This is a genomic window from Reyranella sp. CPCC 100927 (genome assembly GCF_007859315.1).
GTDB lineage: Bacteria > Pseudomonadota > Alphaproteobacteria > Reyranellales > Reyranellaceae > Vineibacter.
Map to the genome: position 1 here is coordinate 217,641 of NZ_VOHA01000006.1, position 13,661 is coordinate 231,301.

Consider the following 13,661-nt stretch of genomic DNA (forward strand, 5'->3'; position numbering starts at 1 on the left):
AGGAAAGCGCGTGGCCAAGTTCAAGATCGTGACACTGCCCGGCGGGATCAGCGGCACCGGCTACGCTTACGAGATGGAGGCGCTGTCGCATCTGGACGCCCAGATCGTCGAGATCGACGCGCCGTCGGACAACGAATTCATCGCCGCCGCGCACGACGCCGACGCGCTCTATGCCAAGGGCCGGCGTATCTCGGCGCGGATGATCGACGGGCTGCAGCGCTGCAAGGTGATTTCGCTGGGCAGCGTCGGCGTCGACTCGGTTGACGTCGCGGCGGCAACGGCGCGTGGCATCCCCGTCACCAACGTGCCGGACACGTTCATCGAGGAAGTGGCCGACCACGCGATGATGCTGATGCTGGCGACATTCCGCCGGCTGGTGGTGCAGGATCGCATGGTCCGCGACGGACGCTGGCGCGAAGGGCGCCCCATGCTCTACGAGTTCCCGCGCCTGATGGGACAGACGCTCGGCTTCATCGCCTTCGGCCACGTGGCGCGCGCGGTGGCCAAGCGTGCCGCCCCGTTCGGGGTGCGCATGATGGCGTACGATCCCTTCGTCGAAGAGCTGGTGATGAGCGAATACGGCGTCGAGCCTGTGAGTCTCGACGAACTGCTGGCGCAGTCCGACATCATTTCGATGCATGCGCCGGCCACGGTCGAGGCACAGCACATGCTGCGCGAAGCGCATTTCCGCGCCATGAAGCGCACGGCGCTCTTCATCAACACCGGCCGCGGGCCGACGGTCGACGAAAGCGCCCTGATCAAGGCACTGCAGGAAGGCTGGATCGCCGCCGCCGGTCTCGACGTTCTGGAAGTCGAGCCGGTGAAACCCGACAACCCGCTGCTCAAGATGGACAACGTGATCCTGACCGCGCACGTCGCCTCGGCATCGGCGCGCTTCGATCCGGCGCGGCGCCGGCGGGTCGGTCAGGAGATCGCCTCCGTGCTGACCGGCCGCTGGCCGCGCAGCTGCGTCAATCCATCGGTGCTGGAGAAATCGCCGCTGGCCCGCTGGCAGCCCTATTCGATGGAACGCGGCCCGGGGAATTGAGACTTGTCATCCCGAGCGTAGCGAGGGATCTCGCGCGAGTGGAGACTCCGTTTCAAGGAGATGTCTCGCTGCGCTCGACATGACGGTCGATTCCAAACTACTTCGTGCCGAACAGGCGGTCGCCGGCGTCACCCAGTCCGGGCACGATGTAGGCGTGGTCGTCGAGGTGGCTGTCGATGGCGGCGGTCCACACCGGCACGTCGGGATGGGCATCGGTGAAGGCCTTGACGCCTTCCGGCGCCGCCAGCAGGCACATGAACTTGATGCGCGGCGCGCCGGTGCGCTTGAGCAGGTCGACGGCGGCGATGGCCGAGTTCGCGGTGGCCAGCATGGGGTCGCACACGATCACGAGCCGGTCGGCGATGTCCTCGGGCAGCTTGCAGTAGTACTCGACGGCAGCCTTGGTCTCGGGGTCGCGATAGAGCCCGACATGGCCGACGCGCGCCTGCGGCATCAGCTCGAGCAACCCGTCGGCCAGTCCCAGCCCGGCGCGCAGGATGGGCACGACCACCAGCTTCTTGCCTTCGATGAACGGTGCTTCCATGCCGGTCAGCGGCGTGTCGATGCGCTGCGGGGCCAGCGGCAGGTCCCGCGTCACCTCGTAGCCCACGAGCATCGCGATCTCGCGCAGCAGCCGGCGAAAGTTGGCGCTCGACGTGCCCTTGTCGCGCATCAGCGACAGCTTGTGCTGGACCAGTGGATGGTCGACGACGGTAACGTTCATGATTGTTCTTGCCCCTCAAAAGACGGTGCCATCGCTCTCGATCGCAATTGGCGGTGCACCGCCGGGTCGCCGTTCGGCGGCCAGCCTGCGGCCCGCAAGCCACGTGCCCCCTTCGAGGACCTTGGCCAGTGGTAGCGTATCCGCATCGAGACCGAGATGGACACGTACGTGCTGCGCGATCTGATCCAGCAGCAGCACCGTCATCGCCCGCCACTCGACGATGACCTCGTCGCCCGGCGTCCAGGCACGATCGATGATGTCGCGGCGCTTGACGCGCAGCGCGCCGCTGTCGACGAGCAGACCGCCGTTGCGATACTCCGGCAGTCCGGTAAGCGCATCGAGGTTCGTCACGGCGATGCCGGCTTCCTCGAGCGGCTCGACCAGCGAGTAGGCGAGCCACTGCGAGAGCTTGTGGAACGGCACCAGACCGTCCGTCAGGTCGCGCGTGCGAACGGCGGGATGACGCCAGACGTCGCCCAGGGGCTGGCCGGCGATGTCCAGCCGCGACGGCCAGATCGGCGTGAAAGCCTCCAGCAAGGCCGCCAGGATCGCCGCGGCCGGAAGCGCGCCGGCGGTCGCCTGTCCGGCGAGGTGATCGAACAGATGTCCCGGCCGCGGGTCCCGCGTGCCGAAAAGGTCGGGCCGCGCCAGGACCGCATCGCCCAGGCGGCGCAGCAGGGAGACACGACCATCGAGCCCGATCAGCGGATTATGGGCGGCGACCTGAAAGCCGGCGACCAATGCCATCGTCTCGATCCTGCCGAGCGCGTCGGCGTCAACGCGCAGCGGATCCCGCGGATCGTGGCTGAAGGCGCCGGCGGCGAACATGTCGATCGAAGCGACCGCCAGACCTTCGGAGCGCGCGTAGATGTCGCCGGTTGCCGGTTCGCGGTAGCGCCAGTCGGGGCCGGCGCCGGCGTCCAGCAGCACCGAAACGATCGTGAGGTCGAACCGCCGCCGCGCCCGCTCCTCGCGGGACACGCCCGCCGGCAGGCATTGTGCGAGCGCACCCCAGCGATCACGCCCGTTGACTTCGAGGTGCCGCCAGCGGGCATGGAATGGCACGCCACGCACGTCGGGGAAGCGCTCGCGGGTGACGTCGAGCGTGGCGCGAACCGCCGCTTCCAGCCCATCGTAGTCGAGCGCGAAGTGCGGCGATGCGCCGTTCTCGACGTGGCGCCATATCGCCTCGGCCCGTTCGCGGATGGCCGTGGGCGTGCGCAGATAAGCAATCGCGGCGGAAGGGGTTGTGCAAAGCGGCGCCGGCGTCACTCGCTCAGCCCTCGGCCCTTGGCCTTGGTCAGTTCGGCAGTGTCAGGTTTGCTGGGCGTGAAATAGCCGGCCGCCTTCTTGGCGTCCATCTCGACCTGCGCATCCGGCGGGATCAGGTCGTCCGGGATCGGCACCTGCTCGACAATCTCGATGCCCTGCGCGCGCAACGCATCCGATTTCATGTTGCTCATCGATGCGAAGCGATCGATGCGCGCGATTCCCAGCCAGTGGAACACGTCGGGCATCAACTGCTGGAAGCGCATGTCCTGCACGCCCGCCACGCACTCGGTCCGGGCGAAGTACTGCGCCGCGTTGTCGCCGCCCTGCTGGCGCTTGCGCGCATTGTAGACCAGGAACTTGGTCACTTCGCCCAGCGCCCGGCCTTCCTTGCGGTTATAGACGACGAGCCCGACGCCGCCCTGTTGCGCCGTCTCGATGCACATCTCCATGCCGTGCGCCAGGTACGGGCGGCAGGTGCAGATATCGGAGCCGAAGACGTCGGAGCCATTGCACTCGTCATGGACGCGGCAGGCAATCTTGGTTTCGCTCCGGCCCAGCTGCGCGACGTCGCCGAAGAAATAGAGCGACATGCCGCCGATCGGCGGCAGGAACGCCTTGAGATCGGATCGGGTCACCAGCTCCGGGTACATGCCGGCGGTCTGCTCGAAGAGCGTGCGGCGCAGCACCGTTTCGGCAACGCCGAAACGCTCGGCCACGCCGGGCAGCCACCAGACGGGTTCGATGGCGGCCTTGGTGACCCGCACGTCGCCGTTGGGCAGCAGGATCTGGTTGTCCGGTTTCAGGCGGCCCGCTTCCACCGCATCCTTCACCTCCGGCATCGAGACGCGGGCCTTGGTCACGGCGATGGTTGGACGGATGTCCAGCCCGGCGGCCAGCCGGTCCGCGAAGGCCTCGGTGATGAGGTGGCCCCAGGGATCGAACGACACGATCTTCTGGGGATCGCTCCACTGGGGAAACGGTCCGATCGACGCGGCAGGCGATGTGTCGGTCAGATCCGGCCGGTGATCCGCCGCCAGGGTTCGCGCCGCGATGGCGAGCGCGCGATAGACCCCGTAGCCGCCGGCATGCACACCGATCGCATTGCGATGCTCGGGATGCGTCACCGTGGCCACGATGGGGCCACGCTCGCTCGGGGTGGCAGCACCCCAGTGGATCTCGGATGGTTGGATCGAGCCGCGCGACGGGTGCGATGTCAGCCTGATGTGGCGATGGGCACGCGGGGCGTTGGAAACCGGAGCGGGAGGCTTGGCGGACGGCGGCAGGGCCGTGGTCATGGGCTTTCCAGTACGACTACCTCGGAAAGCGACGCATACTAGCACCCTGTGGACAAATTATGAAGGCGCTTTACCGGTGGCCTGGGGGGCTGGCCATGATGGGCTCGGCAACGATGAAAACACGACCTGTTGCGGTTCGGCTCGCCATGAACCCCAAGGGAATGGTCTGAGGAGGGACAATGGCTGACGGACCAGCGCCCGCCACCGAGGCGGCCGCGATCGAGGGGCTGCTCGGCGCCTATCCGCTCGACCCGACGGCCAAGGCCAGGGTCCGCGACCGGGCCGTGGCCCTGACGCGGGGCATGCGCGTGGCGCGGCGGCGCTTCGGCGGCATCGATGAATTCCTGCAGGAATTCGGCCTGACCACCAAGGAGGGCGTGGCGCTGATGTGCCTGGCCGAGGCCCTGCTGCGCATCCCGGACGCCGCCACGGCCGACGCCCTGATCGAGGACAAGATCGGCAGCGCCGATTGGGATCGGCATCTGGGACACGCCGAGTCCGTCTTCGTCAATGCCGCGACGTGGGGGCTGATGCTGACCGGCCGGGTCGTGGCGCTCGACGATCCCGGCAAGCCCTCGACGTTGCTGCGCCGGCTGGTGGCGCGGGCCGGGGAACCGGCGATCCGCCTCGCCATGCGCCAGGCCGTGCGCATCCTGGGCCGCCAGTTCGTCATGGGCGAGACCATCGAGGATGCGCTCGACCGTGCGCGCGATCCCGAAAGTGTCGGCTACCGGCATTCGTTCGACATGCTGGGCGAGGGCGCCCGCACCTTGCGCGATGCCGACGGCTACATGGCGGCTTATGAACAGGCCATCGATGCGATCGGTGCCGCCATGCGCGGGCGCGATCCGATCGACGGGCCCGGCATCTCGGTGAAGCTGTCGGCGCTGCATCCGCGCTACGAGGAGGCGCAGCGTCACCGCGTGATGCGCGAACTGGTGCCACGCATCGCCGCGCTGGCCCGTCGTGCTGCGGCCGTCAACATGTCGCTGACCATCGATGCCGAAGAAGCCGAGCGGCTCGATCTGTCGCTGGATGTGATCGAGGCCGTGCTGGACGATCGGGCGTTCGGCGGCTGGCAGGGTTTTGGCCTTGCCGTGCAGGCCTACCAGATGCGGGCGCCTGCCGTGATCGACCGTGTCATCGCCATCGCGCGCACGCGCCGGCGCCGGCTGATGGTACGGCTGGTCAAGGGCGCCTACTGGGACAGCGAAATCAAGAAAGCCCAGGAACGCGGCTTTGCCGCCTATCCGGTGTTCACGCGCAAGGCCGGTACGGACCTGTCCTATATCGTCTGCGCCGCCAAGCTGCTCGCGGCCCGCGACGTGCTGTATCCATGCTTCGCGACCCACAACGCGCACACCGTGGCCGCTGTCATCGAACTCGCCGCCGGCAAGGGCAACTACGAATTCCAGCGCCTGCACGGCATGGGCGAGCCGCTCTATCACCAGCTGGTCGGCCGCGGCAGCCCCGACAACGTGCCGTGCCGCGTCTATGCGCCGGTCGGCACGCACCGCGATCTGCTGGCCTATCTGGTGCGGCGTCTGCTGGAGAACGGCGCCAACACATCGTTCGTCAACCGGATCGTCGACGAGCATGTCGCCGCCGAGGACCTGGTGCGCGATCCGGCGGAAGTCATGGCGCGCCACGCCGCCAAGCCGCATCCGCGTATCCCGCTGCCGATCGACATGTTCCGCCCCGCGCGCGCCAACTCTGCCGGCCTCGATCTCTCGGACCGCGGCGTGACGGACACCATGCTGGCCGCGATGCAGACAGCGGCGCGTGCATCCTGGCGCGCGGCACCCCTCGTTCAGGGCGCGGCCGCCGGCGGCCGTGCACGTGAGGTCCATGATCCGGCCAATCTCGATCGGGTGATCGGCACGGTGATCGATGCCGATGCCAGTACCGTCGATGCGGCGCATCGGGCCGCGGCGGCCGGTTTCCGCGATTGGGTGCGCGTGCCGGTGGCAGAGCGCGCGGCGGCCCTGGATCGTGCCGCCGACCTGATCGAGGCCGAGCGTACCGACCTGATGACGCTGATCGCGCGCGAGGCCGGCAGGACGGTTCCCGATGCGCTGTCCGAGGTGCGCGAGGCCGCCGATTTCTGCCGCTACTATGCCGCCGAAGCGCGCCGCCTGTTCGCGGCGCCGGCCGAATTGCCGGGGCCGACCGGCGAACGCAACACGCTGGCGCTGCACGGACGCGGCGCGTTCGCCTGCATCAGCCCGTGGAATTTTCCGCTCGCCATCTTCACCGGACAGATCGCCGCGGCGCTGGTCGCCGGCAATGCCGTTCTCGCCAAGCCGGCCGAGCAGACACCGCTGATCGCGGCGCGTGCCGTGGCGCTGCTGCATCGCGCCGGCGTGCCGACCGCGGCCCTGCACCTGCTGCCGGGCGACGGTACCGTGGGCGCCGCGATCTGCGATGACGCGCGAACGGCCGGCGTTGCTTTCACCGGTTCGGTCGAGACCGCGTGGGCCATCAACCGCGGGCTGGCGGCCCGGCGCGCGGCGATCGTGCCGCTGATCGCCGAGACCGGCGGCCAGAACGCGATGCTGGTCGATTCGTCGGCGCTGCCGGAGCAGGTGGTAGACGATGCGATCACCAGCGCCTTCCGCTCGGCCGGGCAACGCTGCTCGGCCTTGCGCGTGCTGTTCGTGCAGGAAGACGTGGCCGACCGCGTCATCGAAATGATCGCCGGCGCCGCGCGCGAACTCGTCGTCGGCGATCCGATGGACCTCGCCACCGATGTCGGGCCCGTGATCGACGCCGAGAGCAGGACGGCATTGGAGGCGCATGTGGCGCGCATGGCGCGCGAGGCCAGGCTTGTTGCCGAAACGCCGTTGCCGTCAAACCTGCCGCGCGGGCATTGGTTCGCGCCGCGCGCCTACGAGATCGATTCGCTGTCGCGCCTGACCGGCGAGGTGTTCGGACCGGTGCTGCACATCGTGCGCTATGCCGCCGGGCGGCTCGATGCCGTGCTGGAGACCATCGAGGCGACAGGCTTCGGCCTGACCCTGGGGGTGCACAGCCGCATCGATCGCACGGTCGAGACCATCGTCAACCGCCTGCCGGTCGGCAACGCCTACGTCAACCGCAACATGATCGGCGCCGTCGTCGGCGTGCAGCCGTTCGGCGGCCAGGGACTGAGCGGCACCGGCCCCAAGGCCGGCGGCCCGCACTACCTGCCGCGCTTCGCGACCGAGCGCACGCTCTCGATCAACACCGCCGCGGCCGGCGGCAACGCCACGCTGGTGTCCTTGGGCGAGGGGTAGTACCGACTATCGCTAGAGTGTGACTCAGGATCGTCATCCCGAGCGCAGCGAGGGATCTTCTGAAAGTGACGCACGGATGCGCCTGCGTCGAAAGATCCCTCGCTGCGCTCGGGATGACAGCTGTATCAGGGACGCGTGATTCCGGGTACTAGGCCTACCGCAATCGTGCCGGGCTCAACGTCGCCTCGGTGACATCCAAGGCCTTGATGTCGTCGGGCATGCCTTTGCCGGCGGCCAGCGCCGCCGAGATGCGGCCCATCGCGGGGGCGCTCTGGATACCGTAGCCGCCCTGGCCGGCGAGCCAGAAGAAGCCCTCGGCGTCGCTGTCGTAGCCGACGACGAAGGTCTTGTCGGCGACGAAGCTGCGCAGGCCCGCCCACTTGTTTTTGATGCGGGTGATGCGCAGCGTCGATGCGGCTTCGATGCGCTCGACCGCGATGGCGATATCGATTTCTTCCGGTTGCGCATCGCAGGGCGGGCTCGGGGTTTCGTCCGCCGGCGAGCCGAGGAACTGGCCCACTTCAGGCTTGAAGTAGAACGTCTCGCCGATGTCGACCACGGCCGGCAATCCATGAATGTCGACGCCCTGCGGCGCGTCGAACGTGAACGCCGTGCGCCGCTTGGGCACCAGGCCGACCGGCCTGACGCCGGCCAATGCCGCCAACTCGTCGCACCAGGCGCCGGCAGCGTTGATCACGCTGGTCGCGATGACCTGGTCGCCGCCGCGCAGGTCCAGCTGCCACTTGCCGCCCTTGCGGGCGACGCCGACGATCTCGGCCTTCAGTCGCAGGACGGCCCCCTTGGCGCGCGCCCCCTTCAGGAACCCGCCGTGGATGGCGGCGACGTCCATGTCCTCGGCGTCGGGTTCATAGACGCCGCTGTCGACCATGTCAGGATTGAGCAGGGGCAGCAGACCCAGGGCCTCGGTCTTGTCGGCGCGGCGCACGGTCGAGACCAGGCTGTGGAATTCCCGATAGGCCTGGTCCAGGGCGTCGTTCTCGGCTGCCGTGCCGATGAACAGGACGCCGCGCGGGCTGAGCAGCGGGACGTCGGCGAAGCCGGCCGGCGGCTGGCGGTAGAAGCTGCCGCTGGCCACCGTGATGGCACGGATGGCATCGTTGCCGTAGGTCTCGCTGTAGAGCGCTGCAGATCGGCCGGTCGTGTGGTAGGCCGCGACGTGCTCGCGCTCGAGAATCGCCACGGTTCCGGCGCCGGCCAGGAAATAGGCACACGACACGCCGGCGATGCCGGCGCCGACGATGGCGAACTCGACTTCCGTAATGCTCATTCTGGCTCCCACAGCGCGCCGCGTGGTGCGCACTATGGCAAGTGCCATGCCAGCGGCGCAACGGCGGATGGAAGCCGACGAGGGTTTTCTCCGGACGTTGCCCGTGCCATCGTCGGACCCGACGGAGTCATGGCATGAATATCGCGAATCTGTTGATCAAGTCGGCGCAGGCGTTTCCGGACTACGTGGCGTTGGCCAAAGGGGAAACGCCGCACCTGACCTATCGCAACCTGCTGCGCAAGGTGTCGGTGATGGCCACGCACCTGCGGCACAGGCTGACACTACAGCCCGGCGACCGCGTCGCTTTTGCCATGACCAACGGCGTCGAGGCGATCGAGATCATGTACGCGATCTGGCACGCGGGCCTGGTGGCCGTGCCGATGAACGCCAAGCTGCACCCGCGCGAGTTCGCGTTCATCCTGCAGAACGCGGGCGCGCGCGTCTGTGTCGTCACGCCCGATCTTGCCGAGAGCATCGCCGCCATCAAGGCCGATTGTCCGGCGCTGGAACGCATCATCGACGTCACGACGCGCGACTATTCGTTCATGGCCGTGGGTGATCCGCTGCCGGCCGCCATGACGGCGCCGACCGATCCGGCCTGGCTGTTCTACACTTCTGGCACGACGGGCCGGCCCAAGGGGGCGACGCTGTCGCACCGCAATCTGTTGGCCATGACGCTGAACTACTACGCCGACATCGATCGGCCGGAACCCGGCGGATCGATCCTGCATGTGGCGCCGATCAGCCACGGTTCCGGCTTGTGGAATTTTCCCGTGCTGGCGCGCGGCGGCGTGCAGGTGTTTCCCGACAGCGGCCGCTACGACGTGCCGGAAACGGTCGGCCTCCTGCGGCGCTGGCCCGATGCCACGATCTTCCTGGCACCCACCATGGTGAAGCGGCTGATCGATCATCCCGCGGCCGCCGACATCACGCCGGGACAGATCCGCACGATCACGTACGGCGGCGCGCCGATGTATGTCAGCGATCTCAAGACGTCGCTGGACATGCTGGGCAACGTGATGGTGCAGCTCTACGGCCAGGGCGAGAGCCCGATGACCATCACCCATCTCAGCCGGGCCGAGCATGCCAACCGCGACCATCCACGGTGGGAGCCGCGGCTGGCATCGGCCGGGCTGCCCGACTCCTGTGTCGAGGTGCGCGTGGTCGACGAGGCCGGCACGCCCATGCCCACGGGCGAGGTTGGCGAGATCATCGTGCGCGGCGAGACGGTGATGTCGGGCTACTGGCAGAACGACGCGGCCACGGCCAAATCCCTGCGCGACGGCTGGTTGTGGACCGGCGATGTCGGCTGCTTCGACGAGGACGGGTTCCTCACATTGAAGGACCGTTCCAAGGACATGATCATCTCGGGCGGATCCAACATCTATCCGCGCGAGATCGAGGATGTCCTGAACACGCATCCCGCCGTGCAGGAATGTTCGGTCATCGGCCGTCCGCATGCCGAGTGGGGCGAGGAGGCGGTGGCCTTCGTGGTGGTGCGCGAGGGCCAACGGATCACCGGAGCCGAGCTGGACACGCTCTGCCTGGAGAACATCGCCCGCTACAAGCGGCCCAAGGACTACAAGTTCGTCGCGGCGCTGCCCAAGAACAACTACGGGAAAATATTGAAGACCGAGTTGCGGAAGCTGGTATAGCTGGCCCAACCCCAATTCAACGATGTGAGGAGATGCCCATGCCCAGGATTGCGCTCATCACCGGTGCCGGCACCGGTGTCGGCAAGGCGGCTGCGCTGGCGCTGGCCAAGGAAGACTATTCCCTCGTGCTGACCGGTCGTCGCAAGGAGCCGCTGGAGGAGGTCGCGGCGGCAGCCCAGGCATCCGGCGCCAAGACCCTGGTGATCCCGGCCGACGTCGGTGATCCGGCGCAGGTCAAGGCGCTGTTCGCCAAGACCAAGGAAGCCTTCGGTCGGCTGGACCTGCTGTTCAACAATGCCGGCATGGGCGCGCCGGCCGTGCCGATGGATCAGCTCCCCGTCGAGCAGTGGAAGGCCGTGGTCGACGTCAACCTCACCGGCTCGTTCCTGTGCGCGCAGGAGGCGATGCGCCTGATGAAGGAGCAGACGCCGCAGGGCGGGCGCATCATCAACAACGGCTCGATCTCGGCCCATGCGCCGCGGCCCAACTCGGTCGCCTACACCGCCACCAAGCACGCCATCACCGGGCTGACCAAGTGCATCGCGCTCGATGGCCGTCCGTTCGACATCGCCTGCGGTCAGATCGATATCGGCAACGCCTTGACGCCGCTGGCGGCGCGCATGACGCAGGGCGTGCCGCAGGCTGACGGCTCGGTGCGGGCGGAGCCGGTCATGGACGTCGAGTCCGTCGGCCGCACCATCGTCTACATGGCGACGTTGCCGCCCGATGCCAACGCGTTGTTCGTGACCGTGATGGCGACCAAGATGCCGTTCGTCGGCCGGGGCTGAGCGCCGCGAACCCCGCGGCGCGCCATGCAGACGCTGCGTCAGGCACCGTTCGGTCTGTTCATCGTCGGTGTCGGTGTCGCCGGAGTGCCGCTGGACACGGCGGTCAATATCGCGTTCCCCGCCATCACGGCTGCCTTCGGCCTGGAGGTCCGCACGATCCAGTGGATCGTGATCTGCTACGTGCTCACCTACACCAGCCTCATGCTGGTGTTCGGCAAGCTGGGCGACCTGCTGGGCTACCGGCGCATCTTTCAGCTCGGCCTGCTGGTCAGCGTCGTTGCGTTCGTCCTGTGCGCCCTGGCGCCGAGCTTCGGCTGGCTGCTGATCTTCCGCGCCGTGCAGGGTATCGGTGCGGCACTGACGCTCAGCTGTGCGCCGGCGCTGGCGACCTTGCTCTATGACGAGAAAGACCGTGCCCGCGCGCTGGGCCTCTATGCCGGCCTGTTTGCTGTCGCCTGGGCGCTGGGGCCGCTGCTGGGCGGCGCGCTGATCGACCGCTGGGGCTGGGGCGCCGTGTTCTGGTTCCGCGCGCCGGTGGCGGTGGTGGCGCTGGCTCTGTCGTGGATGCTGCCGGCATCGACGCCGGATGCGCAGCGCCGGTTCGACTGGTTGGGCTCGGGCCTGCTCGCCTTCTGGATCAGTGCGCTGCTGTTGGCCCTGGCGCTGGCGCAGATGCCGGGCGGCGGCACATGGCTGCCGCTGGGGCTGGCGCTGGCCGGCGCCAATGCCCTCGTCGTTTTCGTGCTGCACCAGGCCAGGTTCGACGAGCCGATCCTGCGGCCATCGCTGTTCCGCGATCTCGACTTCAGTGTGCTCAACCTGATGAGCCTGGCCGTGAACCTGGTCGGCTTCGCCATTCTGCTGCTGGTGCCGTATCACCTGTCCGGCATCGCGAAATTGTCGGCAACCGCGGGCGGCGCGGTGCTGGCGGTCAGCGCCGTCGGCATGATGCTGGGTTCGGCCTTGGCCGGCCGCCTGGCGGGCGGCACGCGGCAGCGGCGCAACGCGCTGGCGGGGGTCGTACTGGTGATCGCCGGCACGGGTGCCATCGGCGCCAGCGCCGATCCATCGGCGCTGGGCGCGATGACGGCGGCACTTCTGTGTCAGGGCATCGGCCTGGGCCTGTTCCAGGTCGCCTACACCGATATCGTGACGGCGGTCCTGCCGCTGCGCGATCGCGGCGTGGCCGGGAGTCTGGCGATGGTCACCCGCACGTTGGGCACCGTCGCCAGCGCCACGATTCTGAGTGCCCTCTTTCAGTCCACGCGACAGGCGGGCATTGCCGACGGCCTGACGGCGGATGCGGCGTTCCTGGCTGCCTTCAAGATCACGTTCTGGGCGACGGCGGCTTTCCTGCTGGCCGCCCTGGTCATGACGTTCATGCGCCGGCGGGTGTGGTTGGACTGAACCTCGTAGCAGCGAACCACCGGTTCGCGTGCTAGCGTCGGCATATACCAACGACCAGGAGATGAGGGACGATGGCGGGCAGGTTGCAGGATCGTGTAGCGATCGTGGTGGGCGCCGGATCGAGCGGCCCGGGCTGGGGCAACGGCAAGTGCACGGCCGTCACGTTCGCACGCGAGGGCGCCAAGGTGTTCTGCGTCGACCGCAGCCTCGCCGCGGCCCGCGAGACGGTCGACATCATCACCAAGGAAGGCGGCGAGGCGGCGGCTCACGAAGCCGACGTGACGTCCGATCGCCAGGTCCAGGCGATGGCGGCGGCCTGCCTGGAGCGCTGGCAGCGGATCGATGTGCTCGACAACAACGTCGGCATCGGCTCCAGCGGCGGACCGGTGGAACTGGCGGAGAAGGATTGGGACCTGACCTTCGACGTCAACGTGAAGAGCTTCTTCCTGACCCTCAAGCATGTGCTGCCCGTCATGGAACGACAGGGCAATGGCTCGATCATCAACGTCTCGTCGATCGCCTCGATCCGCGTGCCCAAGGGCATCAGCTACGTGGCCTACAACGCCAGCAAGGGGGCGGTGAACGCGCTCACCCAGGCGGTGGCGTCGCAGTACGCCGACAAGGGCATCCGCTGCAATGCCATCCTGCCCGGCCTGATGCACACGCCGATGATCGATTTCCTGGCCGAGCAGTACGCCCGGAACGAAAAGGATCACAATTCGGCGTACGACAAGATGATCGCCATTCGCAACAAGGCGTCGCCGACGGGGAAGATGGGCACCGGCTGGGATACCGCCAACGCCGCGTTGTTCCTGGCCAGCGACGAGTCGGCCTACGTCAACGGCCACCTGCTGGTCGTCGATGGCGGCATTACACTGCGGGCGTGATACGCGAAGATACGGAGGTCGT

10 protein-coding genes are annotated in these 13,661 nt (G+C 67.9%); 6 read left to right on the forward strand and 4 right to left on the reverse strand.

The genetic code is table 11. The features are described from left to right. Positions 1–10: 10 nt before the first annotated feature. Positions 11–1,048: a C-terminal binding protein gene (locus tag FQU96_RS18740; protein WP_146542845.1), complete on the forward strand. Its 1,038-nt coding sequence runs from the start codon at positions 11–13 to the stop codon at positions 1,046–1,048. Positions 1,049–1,145: 97 nt separating this feature from the next. Here the strand turns inward: FQU96_RS18740 and upp are convergent, their stop codons facing one another. Genes upp through FQU96_RS18755 form a run of 3 tightly spaced genes read right to left on the reverse strand, consistent with a single transcriptional unit; the run spans position 1,146 to position 4,339 of the window. Next, positions 1,146–1,772, reverse strand: a complete 627-nt coding sequence (gene upp / locus FQU96_RS18745; protein WP_146542846.1) for a uracil phosphoribosyltransferase — start codon at positions 1,770–1,772, stop codon at positions 1,146–1,148. A 15-nt stretch (positions 1,773–1,787) separates the two neighbouring features. Further along, positions 1,788–3,044 (reverse strand): URC4/urg3 family protein, encoded by a 1,257-nt coding sequence (locus FQU96_RS18750; RefSeq protein ID WP_146542847.1) that lies wholly within the window; start codon positions 3,042–3,044, stop codon positions 1,788–1,790. Then, positions 3,041–4,339: a GTP cyclohydrolase II gene (locus tag FQU96_RS18755; protein ID WP_146542848.1), complete on the reverse strand. Its 1,299-nt coding sequence runs from the start codon at positions 4,337–4,339 to the stop codon at positions 3,041–3,043. Before FQU96_RS18755 ends, FQU96_RS18750 begins: the two co-directional genes overlap by 4 nt. 179 nt (positions 4,340–4,518) lie before the next feature. On the opposite strand from FQU96_RS18755, the gene putA reads away from it, so the two are divergent. Next, positions 4,519–7,614 (forward strand): bifunctional proline dehydrogenase/L-glutamate gamma-semialdehyde dehydrogenase PutA, encoded by a 3,096-nt coding sequence (putA, locus tag FQU96_RS18760; protein WP_146542849.1) that lies wholly within the window; start codon positions 4,519–4,521, stop codon positions 7,612–7,614. A 154-nt stretch (positions 7,615–7,768) separates the two neighbouring features. On the opposite strand, the gene FQU96_RS18765 is transcribed toward putA, so the two are convergent. After that, positions 7,769–8,902, reverse strand: a complete 1,134-nt coding sequence (locus tag FQU96_RS18765; protein WP_146542850.1) for an FAD-binding oxidoreductase — start codon at positions 8,900–8,902, stop codon at positions 7,769–7,771. 134 nt (positions 8,903–9,036) lie between these two features. Here FQU96_RS18765 and FQU96_RS18770 point away from each other — a divergent pair, with 134 nt between their 5' ends. The 4 genes from FQU96_RS18770 to FQU96_RS18785 all read left to right on the forward strand — a co-directional run bounded on the left by FQU96_RS18770 (position 9,037) and on the right by FQU96_RS18785 (position 13,639). Beyond that, on the forward strand, positions 9,037–10,557 hold the full coding sequence (locus FQU96_RS18770; protein WP_146542851.1) for an AMP-binding protein: 1,521 nt from the start codon (positions 9,037–9,039) through the stop codon (positions 10,555–10,557). 38 nt (positions 10,558–10,595) lie between these two features. Further along, positions 10,596–11,345, forward strand: coding sequence for an SDR family oxidoreductase (locus FQU96_RS18775; protein WP_255468403.1), 750 nt, complete (start codon positions 10,596–10,598; stop codon positions 11,343–11,345). Positions 11,346–11,369: 24 nt separating this feature from the next. Then, positions 11,370–12,752, forward strand: coding sequence for an MFS transporter (locus tag FQU96_RS18780; protein WP_146542853.1), 1,383 nt, complete (start codon positions 11,370–11,372; stop codon positions 12,750–12,752). Positions 12,753–12,823: 71 nt separating this feature from the next. After that, the gene (locus FQU96_RS18785) at positions 12,824–13,639 is read left to right on the forward strand and encodes an SDR family NAD(P)-dependent oxidoreductase (protein ID WP_146542854.1); all 816 of its coding nucleotides are present in this window, start codon (positions 12,824–12,826) and stop codon (positions 13,637–13,639) included. Positions 13,640–13,661 lie beyond the last annotated feature (22 nt).

Excerpts from the sequence above, each read along its gene's own strand:
- FQU96_RS18770 (WP_146542851.1), top strand. The coding sequence starts at position 9,037 with ATGAATATCGCGAATCTGTTGATCAAGTCGGCGCAGGCGTTTCCGGAC.
- FQU96_RS18765 (WP_146542850.1), bottom strand. The coding sequence starts at position 8,902 with ATGAGCATTACGGAAGTCGAGTTCGCCATCGTCGGCGCCGGCATCGCC.
- putA (WP_146542849.1), top strand. The coding sequence starts at position 4,519 with ATGGCTGACGGACCAGCGCCCGCCACCGAGGCGGCCGCGATCGAGGGG.
- FQU96_RS18780 (WP_146542853.1), top strand. The coding sequence starts at position 11,370 with ATGCAGACGCTGCGTCAGGCACCGTTCGGTCTGTTCATCGTCGGTGTC.
- FQU96_RS18775 (WP_255468403.1), top strand. The coding sequence starts at position 10,596 with ATGCCCAGGATTGCGCTCATCACCGGTGCCGGCACCGGTGTCGGCAAG.
- FQU96_RS18785 (WP_146542854.1), top strand. The coding sequence starts at position 12,824 with ATGGCGGGCAGGTTGCAGGATCGTGTAGCGATCGTGGTGGGCGCCGGA.
- FQU96_RS18755 (WP_146542848.1), bottom strand. The coding sequence starts at position 4,339 with ATGACCACGGCCCTGCCGCCGTCCGCCAAGCCTCCCGCTCCGGTTTCC.
- upp (WP_146542846.1), bottom strand. The coding sequence starts at position 1,772 with ATGAACGTTACCGTCGTCGACCATCCACTGGTCCAGCACAAGCTGTCG.